Origin of the sequence: Methylobacterium sp. WL7, assembly GCF_008040085.1 — a bacterium.
Lineage (GTDB): Bacteria > Pseudomonadota > Alphaproteobacteria > Rhizobiales > Beijerinckiaceae > Methylobacterium > Methylobacterium mesophilicum.
On record NZ_VRVG01000094.1, the window covers coordinates 1 to 21,344 of the forward strand.

13 protein-coding genes and 8 pseudogenes are annotated in these 21,344 nt (G+C 61.4%); 9 read left to right on the forward strand and 12 right to left on the reverse strand.

The features are described from left to right. Positions 1 to 200: 200 nt before the first annotated feature. From FV233_RS20545 to FV233_RS20575, 7 genes and pseudogenes are all read right to left on the reverse strand, one after another. Positions 201 to 1,517, reverse strand: a pseudogene (locus tag FV233_RS20545) (IS66 family transposase). Positions 1,518 to 1,716: 199 nt separating this feature from the next. Beyond that, on the reverse strand, positions 1,717 to 3,864 hold the full coding sequence (locus FV233_RS20550; protein WP_147898600.1) for a tetratricopeptide repeat protein: 2,148 nt from the start codon (positions 3,862 to 3,864) through the stop codon (positions 1,717 to 1,719). Positions 3,865 to 4,228: 364 nt separating this feature from the next. Continuing rightward, positions 4,229 to 4,501 (reverse strand): annotated as a pseudogene (locus FV233_RS20555) (integrase); the annotation flags it as partial. Positions 4,502 to 4,531: 30 nt separating this feature from the next. Continuing rightward, complete coding sequence (locus tag FV233_RS20560; RefSeq protein ID WP_147898601.1) at positions 4,532 to 5,812, reverse strand: IS66 family transposase; 1,281 nt, start codon at positions 5,810 to 5,812, stop codon at positions 4,532 to 4,534. Between the two features lie 53 nt (positions 5,813 to 5,865). Continuing rightward, positions 5,866 to 6,213: pseudogene (locus FV233_RS20565) on the reverse strand (transposase); the annotation flags it as partial. A 219-nt stretch (positions 6,214 to 6,432) separates the two neighbouring features. Next, positions 6,433 to 8,565, reverse strand: coding sequence for a caspase family protein (locus FV233_RS20570; RefSeq protein ID WP_187278184.1), 2,133 nt, complete (start codon positions 8,563 to 8,565; stop codon positions 6,433 to 6,435). A 689-nt stretch (positions 8,566 to 9,254) separates the two neighbouring features. Next, a complete protein-coding gene (locus FV233_RS20575; protein ID WP_147898604.1) occupies positions 9,255 to 9,518 on the reverse strand; it encodes a hypothetical protein in 264 nt (87 codons plus the stop codon). Between the two features lie 414 nt (positions 9,519 to 9,932). On the opposite strand from FV233_RS20575, the gene FV233_RS20580 reads away from it, so the two are divergent. The 4 genes from FV233_RS20580 to FV233_RS20595 all read left to right on the forward strand — a co-directional run bounded on the left by FV233_RS20580 (position 9,933) and on the right by FV233_RS20595 (position 13,511). Beyond that, positions 9,933 to 10,205: a hypothetical protein gene (locus FV233_RS20580; RefSeq protein ID WP_147898605.1), complete on the forward strand. Its 273-nt coding sequence runs from the start codon at positions 9,933 to 9,935 to the stop codon at positions 10,203 to 10,205. 118 nt (positions 10,206 to 10,323) lie between these two features. Further along, entirely contained in the window at positions 10,324 to 10,509 is a 186-nt protein-coding gene (locus tag FV233_RS20585) for a hypothetical protein (RefSeq protein ID WP_147898606.1), read from the forward strand. Between the two features lie 971 nt (positions 10,510 to 11,480). Further along, positions 11,481 to 11,645, forward strand: a complete 165-nt coding sequence (locus tag FV233_RS30505; protein WP_187278185.1) for a hypothetical protein — start codon at positions 11,481 to 11,483, stop codon at positions 11,643 to 11,645. Positions 11,646 to 12,749: 1,104 nt separating this feature from the next. Next, positions 12,750 to 13,511 carry an IS5 family transposase gene (locus FV233_RS20595; protein WP_187278186.1) on the forward strand — a complete coding sequence of 254 codons (762 nt, stop codon included), beginning with the start codon at positions 12,750 to 12,752 and terminating at the stop codon, positions 13,509 to 13,511. 68 nt (positions 13,512 to 13,579) lie between these two features. Here FV233_RS20595 and FV233_RS31250 read toward each other — a convergent pair. Then, positions 13,580 to 13,693: pseudogene (locus FV233_RS31250) on the reverse strand (IS630 family transposase); the annotation flags it as partial. 39 nt (positions 13,694 to 13,732) lie between these two features. Beyond that, a pseudogene (locus FV233_RS20600) lies at positions 13,733 to 14,219 on the reverse strand (transposase); the annotation flags it as partial. 48 nt (positions 14,220 to 14,267) lie between these two features. Between FV233_RS20600 and FV233_RS30905 the strand changes: the two are divergent. The 4 genes and pseudogenes from FV233_RS30905 to FV233_RS20620 all read left to right on the forward strand — a co-directional run. Further along, positions 14,268 to 14,536: pseudogene (locus FV233_RS30905) on the forward strand (ATP-binding protein); the annotation flags it as partial. A gap of 136 nt (positions 14,537 to 14,672) precedes the next feature. Then, positions 14,673 to 14,946, forward strand: a pseudogene (locus FV233_RS20610) (integrase core domain-containing protein); the annotation flags it as partial. Positions 14,947 to 15,474: 528 nt separating this feature from the next. Then, positions 15,475 to 15,702, forward strand: a complete 228-nt coding sequence (locus tag FV233_RS20615; RefSeq protein WP_147898609.1) for a hypothetical protein — start codon at positions 15,475 to 15,477, stop codon at positions 15,700 to 15,702. A 231-nt stretch (positions 15,703 to 15,933) separates the two neighbouring features. Beyond that, positions 15,934 to 17,364, forward strand: a complete 1,431-nt coding sequence (locus FV233_RS20620; protein WP_147898610.1) for a phosphomannomutase — start codon at positions 15,934 to 15,936, stop codon at positions 17,362 to 17,364. Between the two features lie 192 nt (positions 17,365 to 17,556). Here the strand turns inward: FV233_RS20620 and FV233_RS20625 are convergent, their stop codons facing one another. The 3 genes from FV233_RS20625 to FV233_RS20635 all read right to left on the reverse strand — a co-directional run bounded on the left by FV233_RS20625 (position 17,557) and on the right by FV233_RS20635 (position 20,433). Further along, a complete protein-coding gene (locus FV233_RS20625) occupies positions 17,557 to 18,801 on the reverse strand; it encodes a capsule biosynthesis protein (protein WP_147898613.1) in 1,245 nt (414 codons plus the stop codon). 647 nt (positions 18,802 to 19,448) lie between these two features. Beyond that, positions 19,449 to 19,886 (reverse strand): response regulator, encoded by a 438-nt coding sequence (locus FV233_RS20630; protein ID WP_147898611.1) that lies wholly within the window; start codon positions 19,884 to 19,886, stop codon positions 19,449 to 19,451. 31 nt (positions 19,887 to 19,917) lie between these two features. Then, a complete protein-coding gene (locus FV233_RS20635; protein ID WP_147898612.1) occupies positions 19,918 to 20,433 on the reverse strand; it encodes a GAF domain-containing protein in 516 nt (171 codons plus the stop codon). 493 nt (positions 20,434 to 20,926) lie between these two features. On the opposite strand from FV233_RS20635, the pseudogene FV233_RS20640 reads away from it, so the two are divergent. Next, positions 20,927 to 21,344, forward strand: a pseudogene (locus tag FV233_RS20640) (helix-turn-helix domain-containing protein); the annotation flags it as partial.

Here is a 21,344-nt window from a genome sequence, read left to right on the forward strand (position 1 = left end):
TGCTCGAAGGTCTCTCGCCCGAGATGGTGCTGCGCCAGCGTCTCGACGCCGATCCCGCATTGGCCAACCCAACCTACAGACCGCCCAGTCCCAGTCTCATCAAACGCGCCCTCCGCGTCGTTGCAGATGCCAAGGAGGTCTCACATCCAGACAGTCGCCGGGTAGCTACAGATAATTACCCAGGCCCGTAGTGGCGGGGTTTAAGCGCCGACGGTCGTGAGGATTGTGCGGAAGGGGCTGCTGCCTGTGAGGCGGGCAGTATCGACGACGGTGCGGATGTCGGCCTCGCCCTCGGCTGCCCACATCACGCGATATCCATTGGTCATCTTCCGCTGGATGACGGACGGGCGTAGCAGTCGCCCGCTGCCATTGTTGGTCGGCTCGACCGCGCCGGGGTAGGTGAGGAAGACCAGCAGCTGATCGCAAGCCCGCCCGATCTTGGCCTGGAGGGCTCGGGTCAGGTCGCAGCGGCTCGGCGTGGCGAGGATGGCTCCGAGCTGTCGATCCAGGCTCCGGCGCTTGGCGGCGAGCGTCGAGGCAGCCAGATCGGAGATGCGCTCGGCCAGAGCGAACACGGATTGGAGCCAAAGCTGTAGACGCCAGGGGACGGGATCGTCGCTGGTCTCGACGACATAGGCCACGTCGCGTGCGAGATGGGCCAGGCAGGTCTGGTGTGTTCGGCGGCGTGTCCCTGCTGGGCGGTGTAGCGATCCGAGATCCAGACCGCGGGCCTATGCCCGTCCATCATCTCTCGCACCACGACGGCACCCCGCGTCGGCGAGGCCGTGTGCACCATGGCGTCGGCCGAGTGGAAGACCCACTGGAAGGCATTGCTACCCTCGATTCGGACGCCGGTCTCGTCCGACGCGACGATGGTGGCCCCGCGCAGAGCCGACACGGCGACCTCGCGAACGGGACGGAAGTGGCCCTGCGCACGGCGGAGCAGGTTCATCAGCCCGCCCTGGCTCAGCGTCAGTCCGAACAGGTCCGACAAGGCCGCTTGCAGTCGCTCGTAGGATAGCGCCTGGAAGGTCTTCAGATACGTCGCCACCGCATGCAACCGCGGACCAAAGGGCGTGCCTCGTGCTGCCCCCGCCACCGGTGCGATCACCCGTGCCCCGCAGACCAGACACTGCACGGCCAGTCGCCGATGCTGCGTCACCTCCGGCACCACCTCCGGCACCACCTCCGGCAACTCGATCCGCTCGTAGACGCTGATGACCTCGGCGAGAAGATCCCCGTGCAGGGCGCCGCCGCAGCACGAGCAGCAATCCGGGCGATGATCGATCACCGCATAGGGATCGTCGCTCATCCTCCGGCTATGGCCCTCGTGCTTGGGTTTGGCCCCTCCGGGCTTGGATTGCTCCCGCCGTTCCTTGTGATCGGTCGCCGGCGGCTTCGAGGAGGTGCGCGACGTCTTCGCTGGACGCTGCAGCTGCAGCACCACCTCATCCTGAGCCTGTCGAAGGATCGATCAGCTCTTCGCGGCTTAACCGCTCCAGATCGCTGCGCCCCATCTCACGAAGGAATCAGCGAACCCCCATCTGCGTAAGAGAGGAAGGCCCGCTTGAAGCAAGCCGCGACCGGCGACAACTCCTGACCAGACACCCCCTGGGTAATTACAGCCACAGTGCTGGTTGCAGGGCGCTGAGCTCGGCATCGTGGCTCGATGGTGGAGTGCAGACACGAAGGTCTATAATACGCTGGCATGTCACATCAGAGCTGATGCGCGTTATTCGCAAGCCAGACCTGCCACATCTGCCGAAAAGCAAGGCCAAGGTCGGCTGTAAAGCCGGCGTGATCCATGAGCGGGCTAGCGTACATACGTTCACGCAGGCCTTCCCGAATTATGCGCAGGCGGTCCCGGTCGCAGGCTAGATCCCGCGCGATCGCCACGTAGGCGTCTTCATCGTTGGCAATAAGGTCTGAAAGACCGATCGTCGTGAGTACCGAAACGCCGGTGCGCGCCGCCGCATGGCCGCCGCGCAAGGTCACGAACGGCACACCCATCGACAAAGTGTCATAGCTCGTCGTGCCGCCGTTATACGGGTACGGATCCAGTGCGATGTCCACTCGGTAGTAAAGTTCGTGGTAGCCGCTGTTGACTCGCGGCTGAAAAATCACCCGGTCGAGCGGCATCCCCGCTGCGGCAAGACGTGCTTCGACGGCCGTGCGGACCGCCGGCGCGTCGATGTCGCCAACCACCATGAACAGGCGCGCATCCGACACCGCTGCCAGGATCCGTGCCCATGTCTGCAGCGCTCCGTCGCTGACCTTCGTCAGGCGGTTGAAACATCCGAAGGTGACGTAGCCCGCATCCTCGAAGGGCGCCCGCGCGCGTACCGGCGGCAGGTCGTCGACGCCCGCATACGTCACGGGGACCTGAGGTAGACGCCACAGCCGCTCCGTATGCAACGACTCCGCATAACCCGGGGGATCCGTGATCGCATCGGTGATACGGTAGTCGATGGCGGTTAAGCCGGTGGTTCCGGGATGCCCGATCCAAGTCGCTTGGATCGGTGCGGGCTTGCGAGCGAACATCAACAGGCGATTGCCACCGCTGTGTCCAGATAGGTCGACAAGAATGTCGATGGCGTCGCGTTCGATCAGGTCTGCGGCTTCATCATCATCGAGCCCGGAGATGTTGTGCCAGCTTTCAAAGAGCGGCCGCAGCCGCTCCGACACGGCATCCTCGCTCGCATGCGCCATGTAGGCCAGGATCGTGAACTGGTCTCGGTCGACCGCACGCAGGTACGGTTCGAAAAATCGGACCAGCGCGTGATTGCAGAAGTCGCCGGAGACGAAGCCGATGCGCAAACGGCGATCGAGGTCTCTATTGTTGGCGAACTGACGACGGCGCAGGAGCGGATTTGCGTAGCGGTTACCGAATCCGCGTGCGTCCGCTGAATATTCCTCGGGCGGGACACCGGCAGAGTAGAGCTTGGCGAACAAGCGGTTCGAAGCGACGAACAGCTTTGACGGGTCGAGGGCGAGGGCCCGGTCGAAGGCCTCGATCGCCTCACCCAGACGCCCAAGAGCAAGGAGGGCGCTGCCGCGATTGCTGTGGGCGCCAGCGTTGATCGGCTCAAGATCGATGGCTCTCTCAGCGTGCTGGAGCGCCTCGCCGTACCGGAATCGACGCTGATAGACCCCGGCTATATTCGCGTGGGCTGCGGCGAGGTTGGGATCAATCTCCAAGGCCTTTTCCAGGGCTGAGATGGCCCCATCGTGGTCTCCTCGGTTGGTGAGAACCGTGCTGAGCCCGCTGAAGAACTGTGGATTTGTCGGCTCGCGCAGGATTGCTATGCTGATCAGATCGAACGCGAGTTCGGACCTGTTGGTTCGAGCGGCGACTGCACCAGCGAGGTAGGTCGCTTGAGCGTGAGTGTCGTCCAGCAGGATTATTAAATCGAGGAGGGCCTCCGCTTCGCGAAATTTTCCTAGATCGTAACGCCCAGACGCTGCCGCAAAGGTGCGATCGATGAAGACCTTGGATAATGTCTTGGCTTCAGGGCCGAAACTCTGAACCTTGTAGCGTTCCAGGATGGCGCGGGCGTCGGCCAGCCGTTCACCAGCCAGCAGCGCAGAGACCAACGCTAGCCAGTAGCCCGGCCTCTCGGGCGCACCTCTTAGCGCCGTTACGAAGTGCGTGACAGCTTTCTCTGGGGCGCTGATAGCTAGGATTTGGCCAAGCTCGTAGTGGGCCTCGGGGTGATTCGGCTCGGCGCTAAGCACACGGCTCAGACTATCCCGAGCCCGGTCATGCCGGCCGGAGGCGCGGAGGTCGCGGGCTCGCGCCAAAAAACGGTTCGTTGTGCTGCCCTGTGCGGACTGACCTGCCCGGCCGCCGTGTTGATCGAGCATGCCTGCACCCTCTCGTGTGCTGCAGCCCTATAGCAAAGATGGTTAAGGGCATGTAAACCTAGAGCGCTGTTTCGAACGTCGAGTATACAACCTAGGGCTCTGTCAGCAGCGAGTTGCAAATGCTGTGCGGATTAAGTTTGAGCGGATAATTATGCCCATTGTAGCCCAATAAAATTGCTATTCGTAAGAGGTGATCTCTCAATTTCTGAAATTAATTGTGATTATTGATCAAATTAGCTCTCCACAGAATTCGGTATTTAATATGGAACGTCGGCAGTTCCCAATTTTGTAACTACCTATCCCTGCTATCACGAAGTTCAGCCGACGAAAGTTTCGAGGATGCTGTAGAAGGGGCTGGCGCCTGCTAGATGTTCGGTCCCGGCATGTGATGTGACGGATCGAGCCTGAAGCGTTGAGGCTTATTCGTCCAGGTCTGGTAGATAAATTCGTAGGGAGTGAGGCCTCGTAGGGTCGTCAAAAGACGGCTGTAGTTGGAGACCTTAACAAACAGCTGAAGATGACAGCGCGGCTGGTCGTAGTCGGCATAATGATAGCGCTTGACCGTCGGGTCCGCGATGGTGCGGTGCATCCGCTCGACCTGGCCAGTCGTCGACGGGCACCGTGGCTTAGTCAGGCGAGTAATTACCCACCCCTGTGACCGCTGGGTTCAGGCGTTGATGGTTTTGAGGATGGTGCCGAAGGGGGTGCTGCCTGCTAGGCGTGCCGTATCGACGACGGTGCGGATGTCGGCTTCGCCCGCGGCGGCCCACATTGCACGGTAGCCGTTGGTTCTTTTCCGCTGAACGACAGACGGACGCAGCAGCCGTTCCGAGCCGTTATTGGTGGGCTCGACCGCGTCGGGATGGACCAGGAAGACCAGGAGTTGATCGCGCGCCCGGCCGATCTTGGCTTGGAGATCGCGGGTTAGGTCGCAGCCGCTCGACGTGGCGAGGATCGCCCGCAGTCGGCGGTCCAAGGTCCGGCGCTTGGCAGCCAGGGTCGAAGGCGCGAAGTCGGTGACGCGCTCGGCCAGGGCGAAGACGGATCGCAACCAGAGCTGCAGTCGCCAGGGAACCGGATCATCGCTGGTCTCGACGGCGTAGGCGACATCGCGGGCGAGATGGGCGAGGCAGGTCTGGTGCGCGGCCGCATGGCCCTGCTGGGCGGTGTAGCGGTCCGAGATCCACACCGCGGGCCGATGTCCGTCCATCATTTCCCGCACCACGACGGCGCCCCGCGTTGGCGAGGCCGTGTGCACCACCGCGTCGGCCGAATGGAAGACCCAATGGTAAGCGTTGCTGCCCTCGATGCGCACACCGGTCTCGTCCGAGGCGACGACGGTGGCGCGGCGCAGCATCGAGACGGCCTCCTCGCGGCCGGGACGGAAGCGCGCTTGCGCCCGGCGGAGCAGGTTCATCAGGCCGCCCTGGCTGAGCCTCAAGCCGAATAGGTCGGACAGTACCGCCTGCAACCGCTCGTAGGAGAGCGCCTGGAAGGTCTTGAGATACGTCGCCACTGCATGCAGCCGTGGGCCGAACGGTGTGCCCCGCGCCGCCTCTGGCACCGGCGCTACGACCCGCGTCCCACAGGATGGGCAGTGCACGGCCAGACGTCTGTACTGGGTGACGGCCGGCGCCACCTCGGGCAACTCGATGTGCTCGGACACGCTCACGATCTCGGCGGGAAGATCCTCGTGCAGGCTGCCGCCGCAGCACATGCAGCGATCCGGGCGATGATCGACGACGGCATCAGGATCCTCGCTCATCACGCGACTATGACCCTCGTGCCCGGGCTTGGCACCACCGGGCTTGGATTGCTCCCGACGCTCCTTGCGATCCGTTGCCGGCGGCTTCGAAGACGTGCGCGAAGTCTTCTCCGGGCGCTGCATCCGGAGCACCAGCTCGATCAACTCTTCGCGGCTCAGCCGCTCAAGATCGCTTCGGCCCATCCCACGAGAGAATCAGCGAAATCCCGCCCGCGCAAGGGGGTGGGTAATTACCCGGCGCGGGTCAGGTGCTCCCGGAACAGCCACACCGTCTTGGCATCAGGCACCGCATCCTCGAAGCCGAGGCCGAGGAAGCGCATGAACGACAGCCTGTCCCGGATCTGGAACTCCGTGGCGTCGTCCGACAGCGTGTAGAGCGTTTGAAGGACCAATATCATGAACATGAGAACCGGGTCGTAGGGCGGGCGACCGCCCTTCGTGCCATCGGACCGCTTCAAGGCGGTCGCCAATTGCGGTCGAAACGCCTCGAAGTCGATCAGTGCCGCCAGCTTCACAAGCGGGTCACCGTTCTCCGACAGACGCTGATAGCGCTCATCCAGATCGGAGAACCCTGGCTGACCCATCCGAGCCTCCCCAACGTCGATCGCACCAGGGAATCACGACACCGCCCCGCACGGAAGGGGGTATTTCGAGGTGTCCGACCAGCTCCGCCGGCCAAGCTGCCCGTGGTGGATCGGCCTACTGCGCACTAACTCTAACCTTGGACTACCCTGTGGGGGCCGACCAGGGGCGTAGGAGCTGAGTTCTGCTCTCCGCAATGAGTGACGGCCCGGCTGTGTATTTTAGAACCCAATGCCCATTATCGAGCTTCCTCCTCCACCACCGCTTTGCGACGCTGAGATATTAACTGGTCGGTCACGTGGCGGCCGCGGCGAATGATACTGGGCGGCCTGCATCGCGCGAATGCGCGCAGCTTGTGCGACGCGGACTGCCCGCAGCTCGTCTGCACGACGGACAGCGGCTTCCTCTCTCTTGCGATTGGCAGCGGCCGCTTCCCTAGTCTTCCGATGCTGCTCCTCGACTTCCTGGCTACGCTGAGTGGCGGCGGCACGTGCGGCCTTCTGATTGGCAGCAATCGCTGCAGCCTTGTCTGCCCGCTCGCGCTCAGCTCTAGCGTTTACGGCCGCTTTGCGCCTCACCTCCTCGGCGTACTTCGCTTTTTCCCCGTCTGCGTTCTCGCGCCGGCGTTGCTCAATCTCGTCCTTCTTCTGCGCAATTTCGTCCGCTCTGGCCTTTTTCTCCCCCTCAAGCTGCAACGCGGTTTCCTGTTTCAAACGCTTGCGATCTTCAGTTTCCTGAGCCCCCGCCGCCCGCACAGCGGCTATGGCCCGATCAGCCTCCTGCTGTTGCTTGTCCTTTAGTGCTTGACGCTGCGCCTTCTCCTCAGCCTCGCGAACTGCCTTAGCCTCAGCTAAAGCGCGAGCGGCGTCCTCGGTCGCTTGTTTCCTTGCGTTCCTCTCGGCCTCTCGCTGCTCGCGCTGCGCCTTGAGAATTTTTGCATGTTCCTCGGCCTGTTCTTTGCGCAGGGCGACCTCGGCAAGGCGAGCGGCTTCCTGTTCTGCACTCCGACGAGCGGCTTCATCGGCAGCACGAGCGCGCCCCTCTGCCTCTTTCTGCTTAGCGGCAGCGAGCGCTTCAGCTTTCTTCTGAAGGATCTCAGCAGCTTTCGCCTTCTTCTCTTCTTCGCGCTGCAGGGCAGCCGCCTTCTCCAGGCGCTCGTGCTCGACCTTGGCGACTTTCTTTTCCTCCTCACGTTGGCGGTCCATAGCCTCACGCTCCTTGCGCAGCTCCTCCTCCTCCTCTGCAAGACGTCTGACAAGAGCAAGACGCTCTTGAGCTTCCGGAACCAGAGGCGAGTCTTTGTAAGTCTCGATGAATTTAGCGATCGCAGTAGCGTTGGTAGACATCTTGAGCTTGTCCCAAGCGCTCACCTGCGCGGGCGTCGGCTTCCGCGCGACCAATACGTTTAGGCTGCCAGCGAGCTTGGCGAGTTGCTCGCGCGCCAACTCGGCGTAGAGGCCGGTCTTGTGTGTATTAAGGTAGACCTCCCATGCTGCTTTCGTGCCGACCCTCTCGACGATCTCATAATCGGACTGGGCTCGAGCATCTTCATCGCGGAGATTGCTGATCGGCGTGAGGCTCGCAACTTCTACATGGGTCGGCACTAGGGCAACCGTGCTTCCACCAAGCGAACCGTAAACGTAGGGCTCTTGCTGGCGATTGGTTGCCTTGAGCACGTCATCGCGGACCCGACCAAAAGCAAGGCGTATGTCGAGACCGGGCACCGTCAAACTAGTGAGTAGCGCGGTGGTGAACGGACTGTGGGCCCCCTCACCATCATTAGCGACGGCCTGTGCCTTTGCTGCGTAGGCTATTAGCGTATTGGACTGCTGCGGCTCAGCCTTACCTAGCCCAGCTGTAATTGCACGGGTGGCAACGCGCCGTTTAATTTTGTTAGCGAACGGGTTATCACGGCAGGCATCGAGGATAACGAGGCGGAGGCTTTTCGCCCCCTCAAGCGTCTTTACGATGCGGTCAAGGGGAACAGCCTCATCCTCGGCATCGCGTTCGTTAACAAGCTTGGCGTCAGTGGGGATCAGGTAGTTTGCTTCGCCGATTTCGATGCCGTGACCGGCATAGTAGACTACCGCAATGTCGGCATCGTTTGCTGAATCCTCGAACTCGCGGATAGCACGCTTGAAGTTAAGGTTATTGGCGTCGTTTCGAGTTGCCACCACCTCAAAACCAGCGCTACGAAACATCTCCGCGATCGCATTGGCATCGTTGACAGCATTAGGTAGCTTGGGAACATTCTCGTAGGCGCCGACACCTATTACTAGAGCGACGCGGCGGCCTTCAGCCCAGGCCTGTCTGGCACTAAGCATTAGAAATGCGCTGACAAGGGCCGCGCTCAAAAATCGGGTCACGGCATTTGCCCTAATGCAATCTGCGACATAGGGTTCCATTCCCAGCTAGTTGTGGCCTATTACCATATATGAGAGAGCCAGACAATTGAAATGCCGTCGTTATGATGCTGGCTATCAATACTTTGGCATGTTTCAGAGAAATCGTTTTCATCCCGGTGTCTGGCTGGCGAGGAGTTTTCTTTCCGCTACACGAACGTTGAGGGCTGACTGACGCCACGCCGCTATTGGAAGACAGGCAGCCATGGCCGTGAGCTCAAAGTCCGTTGCACGCTAGCCAAGCAGTTGCAATCGATGGAGTGAAAACACAAGGCAGTCTTGTAGGCAGCGCGGCTTCAGCCGGATGTGGATCCTCATGCGATCCGCAGGCGCCTGCAGACCGTCGAAAGCGCGTTCGGGACTTTCAAGGACTGGTTGGGAGCGACGTACTTCCGAACGCACATCCAAAAAAAACGTGGCCGCAGAGATGAGCCTGCAAGTCCTGGATCTAAAGTGTGTAAGGGCTATTTTCAGGAACGGATCATTCCTCAATGACTGTCGGCGTAAGAGCACGCGGCACCTCGCACTTTGTCACCTCTCCGAACCGACACTTCAATCCGCATTATCAAGCAACCTCGTCTCAGAGCGACACTTTGCAAGGTCAAGCTGATTGAGCTCAGCAGTGCCCTCGGGTTAAAGGCTCAGTTGCGAGTGAGGGCGCTAGCTTTAGACAAGACGGGCTGCACGCCGCCGTTGCCGGCATCTATCACCATCCGACAAGCGCTGCTGATATTGGTCCGCTCCCGACGCAGGCACGCCGTAACCCCAGCGACGTTCGGGATCTCGGAAAGGCATAGGCGGAACGCATCCCCCGTGCAGGCGGCGCGCTGAGCGGCTGTCCCTTCGGCCAGCACCGGTGTAGCGGCGATCAGCGAGAGTGCTACGATGACGGTCGAGAGCTTCATGGCGATGTTCCTTTGGTCGACAGATTTCATTGCCGAAGTTGATCCTGGCAAGGAACCAAACTGGTCTCGTCTCGGACCGAATACTGTGCTGGTCCGCACACGAGACAGCCAGTCCAAGCCGTTTTTTTCCCGAATCGCCGCAACATCAAACCAGCTATTCTCATCATACGACGGCCCAGTCGTCTCTGGTGATTTGAGCGAATTGTCGGCACGCCACTGCTCCGGTGCGCAAGAGTGCTCACGTGCGCGGTCGCACGCCGATCTGAACATTAGATTGCCAGCTCTGAAAGTTTGTGTGTTTCGGCACCACTGCTAGACAATTGCGACATTAGCTGTATCTCTGTCGGCAGCCAAGCACGGCTCCGTGCAAACCAAGGCGTTACACTGTAATCGCCGACGAACTGGGGAACAGCCGTGATCAACAAGCCTCTGACCGTCACCGTTCTCGTCCTGGCCGGTGCCGCCGCCTCGGTCGGATCAGCCCAGGCCGACTGGCGCAATGACGCCGCAATGGCCGCCAGCATGGCCGGCGTCGCCTCCCACACGGCCGCCGCCCTGGCCGGCGGTGGATACAGCAGCGGTTACGGTTACCGCCCGCGCCCGACCTACTACCGGATGCTCCCCGTCACCGACTGCTGTTACGAGCGGATCCAGTGGCGCCGCGTCCCGGCATACGCACCCTACTGATTCGTCTGCTTCAAGGGGGCGGGCCATTGCCCGTCCCAATGTTTCTCGAGGTTTTGCTCCTCGACCGCGAGGGCTTTGAGGGGCAGGCCATCCAGAACTGCTATCATTGGGGACAATCATGGTTGCCATCCTGTTTGCCGGCCTCGCTGTCCTCGGCGCACTTGTGGGCCTGGAGCACGTCGGCCACCCGATGGGTGGCCAGTCGCCTGTCACCTACGGCTGGACCCTGTGCATAAATGCGGCCGTGATCGCGGCCTTCCTGGCCTACAGTCGCTTCCAGAAGTCTCACCAGTCAGGACTATGACGTCACCGCGTGTCGGTGACCTGCATCCTTCGAAAGAGTGGCGTTCGCACGGACCCGACGTGCCGTAGCTATCGGGCTTGCGTCTTCATCCGATGTCTTCAGCGGAGGCGATCATGCTCCAGCGCTCACTCACCATCACAGCGTCCGCAGCCCTCGCTCTCGGACTGGCTACCGTCGCGCATGCCAGCCTTACAGCCGGTGCCTCGGATCCGCGCGTTGCGTCAGAACCGCGGCTCGACGCGCACCAGACTTATGCCGAGAGCGTCACGCCGGCTCCCGTGACCCGCAGCCTCTCGGCGGCCAGCCGCAGGGACGCCGGTACTCAAATCCAAACCAATCAGGCCGCGCCGCGTGTGGTCGATCTCCCCCGCGCTGACGCCCCCAGCCAAGGTTACGCATCCTCGGCTGCGGATGCACAAACGAAGGCTCGCTCGGAGCAGCTGTCACAGGTCAAGCCCATCCCCGCATCACAAGTCCCTGCAGGCCAAACGCCATCGGTCGCGCCCGACCTCGAGCGCGTGCCGGCAGCTGCCAAGACCCTCCCTTATCAGACGGCAGGCCCAGCGCGCCCAGCCGGTTATCGCCCTGCGAAGTGGTCTGCTGGTGAGGGGGCGTCGTGGAGGACGGGACGGGATGCTTACGGCTTCTCCGGGACGTTCGGCGGCTGCAGAATCCGCGGCACTGCGGGTCCGCACGGATACAGGCTCGACCGCGCCTGCTGATCCACCTTGTTCGGCGCGAGTTGGGTCTAAATACAAATACTAATTATAATCATTGAAGCATGTCGAGATGACAAATTCGCGATTTTTATTTCTGCTTAGAAATGTTATTCCGAACGGGCGAATTCTAGTCGGGTGATCTTCTGCTGAGCTATCGACAACAGGGCCTACGAGACAGTGCTCAAGTTGCCGACGACGCGCGTATCAGTTTAGTGTTGATCAGCGCTTCTCACGTTCAGGAAATCACCGTCCATGATCGTCGCACTCGCGCTCATCATCACTGCGGCGGTCCAGGTGCAAACCGCCTACGCGAGCCGCCTCGACGATCCCGCTATCGCCCGTCCCTACATCGAGAGTGCTTTCCGATTCACAGTAGCCGCCTTAGCTTGCTTCATCATCGCGAAGGCGGTGTCTTGATACTCTTGCACAGGCGACAAAGGCGGGCACCTGAGTTACGAAAGCGACACAAGTTTCTCGTGGCGTCGTATCGTTCCACACAGGCCCATATAGACGGCAGGGCGTGGCATCACTAGACATGCAAAATTAGCGATCCTGGGTTCGATTTTCTGATGGGAACATCGCTATGATTGGGGCGGATGTTTTGGCGGAGTGTTAACAGCGACCTTCTGTCGAGCCAGCTTAAACAAAAGTGAATTTCAAACGGGTCAAGGCGAAGGGGCAAGGAAAGGCAATGAAAATGGCGTTCCATCGATCTGTGCGTCCAAAAACTGTGGTTTTATTGATGCCGTTATTAAGCGCGTTGAGCATGTATTCCGACTCTGCAGTTGCGCAGTCCTTTGAGAGAAATGTAACACGTAGTGACTGCACCGCAAGAAGCGGACATTTTACACCAACTGACACAGTGGGCGCCGGGCTCGGCGAGTGCTTCGTTCCGCCTCAAATCCCACGCGGTGCTGGTCGCCGTGGATCTGGGCTACCGAATAACGAGCTCCAGATAGCGGCCATGCTCAGTGCCCTCGGGCAGGCTGCGCAGCAGGCCAAAGCCACATTCGATAAGCTTGGACAAACCTCATCTGACGTCAGATTATCGGCGGAAGCGCAACGATGCGTTGATTTTCTTGAGGGAGCAAAAGCAAGTGCGGATAACATTAGCTCTTCTCTGCCGGATCCTAGTGATGCAAGGGGATTTTGTACTTTCACGCGAGACAGGCTCACGCCATTTCTGACGCAGTACTATAGTGGCTTAAAAAACGGACCGGAATGTGGACCGTTTTATGAGTACACGAAATACTTACTGCAGATGGTTCAGCCGTATATGAAGAACGCAGCTGCCTATAGCCGGAACGCGTGCAAAGTGCCTCGCTCGGGAACGCGGTGAAGCGCGCCTCTCGCTCGACCGGCTCGGCATAGTGGGCGCAGCTCTCAGAGCCTGTTTGAGCGCCTCTGCCGGCTGTCGCCATCTGTCTCGTGTGCAAACACGAATTCCGCCTGGCGAGGCGGATTGGAGAGCAGATGTGGACGGACCGACATCGGACGCGTCATGAAGCGCGCCTAAAGGACATGGTGCTGCAAGCGGGCTTGGACGAGGTGGCCCGCTTCCTGGAGCGCGCGGATCCGCCGAGCTGTTCGGAGGCCACACCGGCGCGTCAGGTGCTGGCAGGGATCGCCTGGCACCTGCGGACGGGCGGAGGGTGGCGGGCGCTGCCAGCCGGCTTTCTGCCGTGGCGCACGGTCTATGGCTGGTTTCGACGCTGGGTCGACAAGGGCCTGTTCGAGAGCCTGATGCGGGCTCTGACCCGCCGTCAGCGGCGACGTTGCGGACGGCGAACCGATCCACGGCTGGCGATCATCGACACACAAAGCGTCCCGTGCATCGGGGTACGTGGGCCGCGCGGCTACGATGCCGCCAAGAAGGTCGTCGGGCGCAAACGCGTGGCCCTGGTCGACGCCGAAGGCCACGGTCTGGCGTTCGCCGTTGTGCCGGCCAACGTGCAGGATCGCGATACCCTGCCCGCCCTCGATGCCGGTAAGGAGCATTGGCCCAGTCTACGCTTGGCCATCCTCGACGGCGCCTTTACGGCCGAACGTTGCCAGGCATGGTGCAACATCCGCGGCATACACCACCGCGTCGTCGAGAAAGACCCGGATCAGAAGGGCTTCGTCGTGCTGGAGCGGCGCTGGGTCGTGGAGCGGACCTTCGGCTGGCTCAGCCATTGGGGCGGCCTGCACCGTGAACGCGCCGGGCGCCTCGATGTCGCGACGGGACGCCTCGCTTGCGTCGCCAGCCTCATGGCCGCCAGCGCCCTCAACAATCCGGCTTGAGATCATGCGCTCAAACAGGCTCCTAGAGCTACGCCCAATCATGTAGCAACGGCCACGTCGTCTGTGTATCAGGCTGCGGCGAGGCAGTCGCGGCACTCCTGCGCTGTGAGGCGGGTGAGCGCCTGCCGGATGGTAGCCCACAGGTTGGCGACGGTGTGGGCTGCCCTGGTCCGGAGAAGTGATCCTCCCTCGGTTTAAGGCTCTCCCCCACGTTACTTGGATCAAGCAGAAAGGACGACGCGGCGGGGGAGGAGCTCAAAGCTGGCGCGGCCGCAGATGGTGCGTTTGAGCATCTTCAGCCAACTGATCTACCCTTCGGCTTGAGCATTGCTCCAGGACGTCGTCAGCGCCGCGCGAACTGCCGCCCCATCCTGCGTCAAGCTAGCTGCGAAGGTCTCCAACGCCGCGATGTCGCAATTGCATGTCTTCGAGAGCCACCTGTCGAGTTCGCCGATCGCATCCGCCGAACGATCGCCGCGTAGGCTTCAGGCGCACACCAGCATCGTGAACCGTCGCGCCAGATCCGCGACCCGTGCTGCCTCAGCATCCTGCCGAATGCGGGCGAGGTCGACCGCAGCGCGGGGCGGCAACGTCGCGGTGGGCTGAACCAAGATCCAGGTCAGCTGCTTTAGAGATGATCGCCACTACTCTGGGAACGTCTGCGCTCGTCGAACCGGTCCGCGAGAGCCATTTGTAGGCCGTGCGCCGCGCCGGCACCGTGCGCCGTTCGGCAACGTAGCGGTGCATCTGCCGATCTACGATGAGATCAGCAAGGTCGCGCTCAAGCACACCCACGAGCCGCAGCAGATCGTCGGCAACCTGCTCCAGGCCGAGATCTCCGAGACGCAGGCGCGTTTGATCCGCTACCAGATGAACATCGCCAAGCTGCCTTGCCCAAGGATATCGCCGAGTTCGCCTTCGACGGAACCCCGATCAACGAGGGTCTGGTGCGCAACCTCACCGGCGGCGAGTTCCTGGCTCATCAGCGCAACGTCGTGCTGGTCGTCGGCCTCGGGACCGGCAAGCCCCCTGGCCCTCGCCATCGCGCAAGCCGGGAGTGGGCCCCTTGGTGGACAAAAGCGGGATCGGGAATTGACCGGGCAGCCGAGTTTTCGAACGATGAAAGCCGATGGCACAGCACCGAAGCCACAGCGTCGCGTTCATCCGCAGACGAGAGGGTGAGATCGAGTGCTGGCACCTCACGCTCCAGAACCGCATTTTGCTCGAACACGCGCACCTACCCGGCCAGTTGGAGGGGTGGATCGAAGCGTTTGTCGATCGCTACAACCACGTCCGCGCCCACGAGAGCCTGGGCAACCTCACACCGGCCGACGTCGATCTCGGTCGGGGCGAAGATATCCTGCGCGAGCGGGCGCGGATCCAGCGTCAGACCCTTACCGATCGCCGCTTGCGTCATCGCGCGCAGGCTGCCTGACCTCTCACCCAGTTGGACCCAGAGCCTCCGCTCCTGAACGCCACGAACCGTCCCAAATCATCTGACAACGAACATTTTGGGTCTTCAGCCACCAACCGAGTGCCACGACTTCACACGCCAGCCGACTCGTCGGCAGCTTTTGGCAAAACGAACCCAAACACCGTCTGTAGCGCCGGCACCGGGGGTAAAGCAGAGTCTTGCGGGCTGCCTTCACCGCCACGTCGCTCGATGCCGGTGTTGTGGCGTGCAGCATTGGGCCGGGGAACTATCCTCTCCCTGTAACGAGCGGATGAACGGCCTCAGATCATCTCACGACAATTCTCGTCCCTTGGGAGCCTATCTCGAGGCTCATCACGACAAGGGAGGATTTATGTGCGAGACTAACATTGCATCAGCGGACGGGTTTGACAGCAAATTTTGGAAGCACGGAGGGGGCAAACATCTCAGGCTAGGCGGCAGCATTTTCAAATTTTAATCGACTGGGGAATCGGGTCCGAATCAGGCGATGCTGGCACAGAGGAAGCTATTATGTTGAATAAGATGCTCGCGCGTTTCACACCGTTGCTCGCGCAGCCGATGCGGCCTCAGGTTGATGAGCCTGAGGCCGCAGACGCGATGGAAGCTTATGCCTTCCTCAGCGCGGTCGCCGCCGCGATGCCGAGCTTAAACCCGCCGCCTGCCGCCAACGATGACCCTATGGAGGCCGTTCATAAGGTCGTCGAGTATGAGCTGGTTCATACGGGCTACTTGCGCTGAGCGCCTGAACGCGCATCCACAGATGCCAGGCCACCATCGCACAGCGATATTGTCTGCGCTCCGATGGAGCCACGCGTCTCATCCGCTGAACGGAGTGCCGGCAATCTGGCCCAGGCATGAGCGACGAAACGGCGTCCGCATCACCCCGCATCACGTCGAACGTTGTAGAGACGCGTGATTCGCGGCATCAGTCGTCGGAGCACCTCTAACGCTGAAGCCGATGGAATCGCCGTGAGCAGCTTGAAATTTGGGACGAGTGGCTTGCGGGGTCTCGTGACGGATCTCGTGGGCTGGCCGACCTACACCTACGCCCGCGCGTTCTTTCGATCCGTCTCGGCAGACGGTGACCCCCGCCAAGTCGTGATAGGTCGGGACCTGCGTGACAGCAGCCCGGGTATCGCCGCGACGGTGGCGAGCGCTGCGGCGGCTTCGGGCTTCGAGGCGATCGATTGCGGGGCTCTGCCGACCCCGGCCCTGGCGCTCGAGGCGACGCGGCGCAGCGCCTACGCTGTCATGGTCACGGGCAGCCACATCCCTGAGGACCGCAACGGCCTGAAATTCTATCGGCCGGACGGTGAGATCACCAAGGACGACGAGGCTGCCATCCTGGCAGCCCTGGGGGATGTCACGGCTGTCGGTGAAATGCCGACACTCGTTTCCGCAACATCAGAACCCGGTGCCATCAAGCGCTACCATCGGCGCTACTGTGACGCCTTCGCGCCGAAGATCCTGGGGGGCATGCGCATCGTGGTCTATCAGCAGAGTTCGGTCGCGCGCGACCTGCTGACCGAGCTACTCGCAAGCGTTGGGGCAAGCGTTACGCCGATTGGCCGGTCGGAGACGTTCGTGCCGATCGATACCGAGGCGCATCGGCCCGAGGATATCGCCTTCATCGCCAAGGTTATGGCGTCGGGCGAATACGACGCGCTGGTGACGACCGATGGCGACGCGGACCGCCCCCTAGTGGCCGATGGGGCGGGTCGGATCGTGCGCGGAGACGTGCTCGGGCTGATCACCGCGCGCTACCTTGGCATCGACGCGGTCGTGGTACCGGTCACAGCCGGCTCAGCGCTCGAACGGTCCGGCGGCTTCAGTCAAGTCGTGCGCACCAAGGTGGGCTCGCCCTTCGTCATCGCCGGCATGGAGCAGGCAAAGGCGGCCGGGGCAGGGGCCGTTGCCGGCTTCGAAGCAAACGGCGGCTTCTTGCTCGGCTCGGACATCACCATCGGCGGCCAGAACCTGGCCGCCCTGCCCACCCGGGACGCGATGCTCCCCATACTGGCCACACTCACCGCGGCGCGCGAGGCGGGCACCTCGCTGGCTGATCTCGTCGCATCGCTAGACGTGGGCGAGATGGCGAGCGACCGACTCCCGAACACGCCCTCTGAGCAAAGCAGCGCGTTTCTCGGCCAGCTCGGCGATGAAAGCTTCCGAGCCCAGTTCCTCCGGCCAATCGGATCCCCCCACGCGGTCGACCAGCAGGACGGGATCAGGATCGGCCTCGAGGGCGGACGAACAATCCATTTTCGGGCCTCGGGCAATGCCCCTGAACTGCGATGCTATGCGGAAGCCAAGTCGGCACAGGACGCGCAAGCTCTTGTTCAGTGGGGCCTGACAGCAGCGGCAGCCTCCATGTCAGAACAAACAAGCCGATCTAGATAAAACTACGCTATTAATTAACATTCCACTCGCGTTAAATTATTATACCCTGCTTATATCATGATGGCGCTGGTTTTACTAGATAATCGCAGGTTGTCGGTCGAACTTATGTTCCGAATAAATTCGTCCCCATTGATTTCCAACGGCAACAAGCTATCTAAATTAATTTCGTGAGGACTTTTAATAGCTCACCGTTCAACTTATCATTGTTTTTCTAGTGAACATAGCCGCCGCAAACAAAACAGCAGCTCCCGCTGATACCAAGCTTATCATCAAAAGACGCCGAGGCTCCGTAGCAGAATCCGCTTTGATCGGTGCGGTAATCATACTGAAGAACTGAGGTTGCCGAGCGACCAAAATCCGTGCCCGGTCGTTCGCTTTACGAACCTCATCGGCGTATTTCACTGCTCCTTTTCGCTCATGCTCGAGAGCCTCAAAACGCGTGAGGGCGCTTGCGAGCTGACGTTTCTGGTTCGGATCCTGACCTGTGGCTTGCCGCTGGATCCGAGCGATGTTGTCGTCGAGATCTCTGATTTGCTGCTTGATATCGATGATCCGGCGAGATTCCGGGCCGAGGTCCCGCTGGCCGATCGAGAGTTGAACGGCCAGGTTGATGCGGGAGCCTCGCAACTCTGAGACGAGCTTGAGGTTGGTCTCGTTCGATTTTTCAGCGTCGAGCAGGCCTTCGCGATTGCGCAGATCAGTCTGGGCGATCTCAAGTTTGGCGACGCGATCCTCGGCGAGCTTCAGCTCGCGCGTGCTCTGGTCCAAGGCATCCTCACGCGCCCTCAAACTGAGGCTACCCAGCATCTGCTCGGCATCCTTCAGGATCGCTTGAGTGATCGCCAGGGACTCGTCTGGATCAAACGCCTCTACCGTCAGTCCCATGATGCCCGAGGCGGACTCGACATCGATGGACACCCGCCGTTTCCAGTAGCGAAGGGCTTTCTCAATCGGCTTCTCAGGGTTGAGCCGGGACGCGTAATCGACGCTGTCGCGGCCGAACCATTCGCGGATCGGCAGCTGGGCCTCGATCTGCTCAAGCATCGGCCGGCTCAGGATGTACTCCTGGGTGATCAGCGTGTCTTGCGCGATCGTCGAACTCACCACGCCTGCGCTGGTGCCGACCGCATCGGGTGCCGCCTTATCGGCTGTGCCGACCGAGGGGCGAATGGCGAACTTCACCTCAGTCACATACCGATCCGAGGCGATCAAGCCATAGTACAACGCCCCAGCCAGCGTCGGCAGCACGAAGCAGACCACGAACAGGATCAGGATCCAGGGATCGCTTTTGATGTGACTCTGGTAGGACGTCACACCCTTCTTGCGGTCCCGGAAGCTGGGAACGTTTGGTAAACGCTGCAGGACCTTGGCGATCGCTTTTTGATTCTGAGGGGCGGCGATGGGCTGTCCGCCGGCCTTCCGAGCTTCCATATTCATGGACCAGTCCCTGGCGCTGGCGATCCGCAAGGTTTCGAGACTCGGCCGGATACCGGCGGCCTCAGTGCGGTTGTGCGCATGGGCAGTCCCATCAGCTCGCGGCAAAAGCATGTCGGCCATAGCGCGATCAGATCCGCACCGATCTCGATGGCGGTCCGGATCTCCGGGAGGGTCAGGAGCTCGCTCCTGAATGTGAAGCGCAGAGCGACATTCTCGTCGTCACCGTTTCCCAGGCATCCTGGTTCGGGACAATCCCTGCGAAGGCGTACTCGGACGGACCCGATCGATCGGTGTCTCTGCGGCCATCGCAGACACGGGCTGGGGCCTTCGCGCTACGGCTCACCAGGGCCTATCGCCCCCTGATATCGGGGAAGCCACCCCGTAAGGAGGGTTGGCCAGGAGAATGCCAGGACGGCTCTCGAGGCGATGCAGGGAACGGACCGACGCGACGCGTTGGCTGGCCATACCCGGGTCATTGGCGGTACGCAGATCGAGGCAGTACGGCAGCCTGTCGGTCGAGGTTCAGAGGCCTGGGTCAGAGACCAAGCTTGGCCCGCTCGCCTCTTGTAGCCCGCTCGAAGGCGCGGTCATGAAACGAGGTGGACGTTGGCGCAAGCAATTCGATTTCGCTACGAACGCCCGCTCAGCTAATCCATCACCACGACGGTCTGCCGTGAGTGATCCCACTTGCCGTGAGGAAACGCGCGCTTCCTCTCCACCGCGGCAGCGATCTGCGCCCTCAGATCGGCTGGCGTAAACGGCTTCAAAAGCACGCCATCGACGCCGGCCTCGCCCGCAGCTTCCACCATCTCGCCAGTTCGCGAGGTGGTCATCACGAACGTCAGGGCCCGATTGTCCGTCAGCCTCCGGACCAGCGTGATAAACGCGGTGACGCGCATCGGACCGACGCGCGCGTCGATCACCGCGATATCGGGTGCGGTCGCCTCGATCTGCCCGCGTGCGGTGACGGTGTCGAAGGCGACATCCGAATTCGTCAGACCGGCTGTGCCGAAAATTTTAGCCACGAGGCGTGCGACAGCAACCTGGCCATCGATGATGATAACACGGGCGTCCGAGCGTAGCATCGCTCAAGCCTCCTGAAGCAGTGAGGCGAACTTAGGCATGTTGATCTTCGACAGACCGCGCAGCTTGCCGGACCCAGATCTCGCCCGCGACCCGATCAGCTAAATGTCGCAACGTTTGGACGTCGATCTCATCCGCGGAACGCGGGCGCTGATCGATGATGCACAAAGCCCCGAGACGGATGCCATCTCCATAGTAGAGCGGAGCCCCCGCGTAGAAGCGCACGTACGGTGGTCCGACGACGAGCGGATTCGAGGCAAACCGCGCATCTTCCCGCGCATCGGGAACGATCAGGACTACGTCCTGCGCGACGACGTAGTTGCAGAACGATGCGTCCCGAGTCGTTTCACAGATCTCCAAACCAATGCGAGACTTGAACCACTGCCGCCGCGCGTCGAGCAGAGTGATAAGCGCGACCGGCGCCTCGAAGGTCAATGCGGCCTCTCGGCATAGATCGTCGAAAGCGGGGTCTTGCGGCGTATCGAGCAGGTCTAAATTTTCCAGAACGGCGAGGCGTTCAATTTCATTGGAGGGAACAGGATACGTCATGCTGTAGAACTCGAATCGCGATCGCGCATGACCGAGTCTGGATCAGTATGAATAAGAAACGGTTAGGCCGTTCCGAGGCGCCGCCGACTTCCCCTTGCGACAACCTGATCCCCGACGTCGCCCGGAACCCCGAGCGTTTGAAAGCGGAGCCTGACGGACGACTGGCAGGATCGACCTGCTCATCACTGCCAGCAAGCGCCCTGTAATCCAACTCCTTACAATATGTTCTCTCGCGCGCCGGAGAATACTTGCTGCGACCAGGCGCCAGTTCAATTTTGGCATAATGATAAAACCATGGCTCGATATAAAGGCCGACGTCGGCTCTGAGTATATGACTGAGAACCTAAAAGCTCAGCCTACCATTTCATCGGCTGCGCTCCGCCGATTTTAAGCGTTCCGTGGCTAGAGCCGTGCTCTGGCGGGTTGAATCGCTTGGGGTAGGCGATCTGGCTGGCGTGTGATTCACTGGCTGGGCTTATGAGGGAGGATTGCCATGCCTTCAGCCCTGTCGGTGGATCTGCGCGAGCGTGTGGTCGCCGCGATTGACGCGGGTGCATCGCGGCGTCAGGCGGCCAAACGCTTCGGTGTCGGGGCGGCCAGCGCGGTCCGTTGGCACGAGCGCTTCCGGCAGGACGGGCAAGTCGCGCCCAAGCCCATGGGCGGCGACCGCAACTCGCAGCGTCTGGAAGCGCAGGCGGCCCTGATCCTTCGGCTCAACGAAGAACACCCGCTCTCCTTCCTGCGGGAACTGCGCGACAGGCTCTCGGAACGCGGCGTCCGGGCAAGCACGAGCAGCCTGTCACGCTTCTTCGCCCGGCATGGGATCACCCGTAAAAAGGGGCTGTCCACGCGGCCGAGCAGGAGCGGTCGGATGTGAGGGCCGCGCGCGAGGACTGGTTCGATGGGCAACC

What these genes read in the sequence shown, in the direction of transcription:
- FV233_RS20550 (WP_147898600.1), bottom strand. Translation starts at nt 3,864, where the DNA reads ATGCTCGATCAACACGGCGGCCGGGCAGGTCAGTCCGCACAGGGCAGC.
- FV233_RS20560 (WP_147898601.1), bottom strand. Translation starts at nt 5,812, where the DNA reads ATGGGCCGAAGCGATCTTGAGCGGCTGAGCCGCGAAGAGTTGATCGAG.
- FV233_RS20575 (WP_147898604.1), bottom strand. Translation starts at nt 9,518, where the DNA reads ATGAAGCTCTCGACCGTCATCGTAGCACTCTCGCTGATCGCCGCTACA.
- FV233_RS20585 (WP_147898606.1), top strand. Translation starts at nt 10,324, where the DNA reads ATGGTTGCCATCCTGTTTGCCGGCCTCGCTGTCCTCGGCGCACTTGTG.
- FV233_RS30505 (WP_187278185.1), top strand. Translation starts at nt 11,481, where the DNA reads ATGATCGTCGCACTCGCGCTCATCATCACTGCGGCGGTCCAGGTGCAA.
- FV233_RS20595 (WP_187278186.1), top strand. Translation starts at nt 12,750, where the DNA reads ATGGTGCTGCAAGCGGGCTTGGACGAGGTGGCCCGCTTCCTGGAGCGC.
- FV233_RS20615 (WP_147898609.1), top strand. Translation starts at nt 15,475, where the DNA reads ATGTTGAATAAGATGCTCGCGCGTTTCACACCGTTGCTCGCGCAGCCG.
- FV233_RS20625 (WP_147898613.1), bottom strand. Translation starts at nt 18,801, where the DNA reads ATGAATATGGAAGCTCGGAAGGCCGGCGGACAGCCCATCGCCGCCCCT.
- FV233_RS20630 (WP_147898611.1), bottom strand. Translation starts at nt 19,886, where the DNA reads ATGCTACGCTCGGACGCCCGTGTTATCATCATCGATGGCCAGGTTGCT.
- FV233_RS20635 (WP_147898612.1), bottom strand. Translation starts at nt 20,433, where the DNA reads ATGACGTATCCTGTTCCCTCCAATGAAATTGAACGCCTCGCCGTTCTG.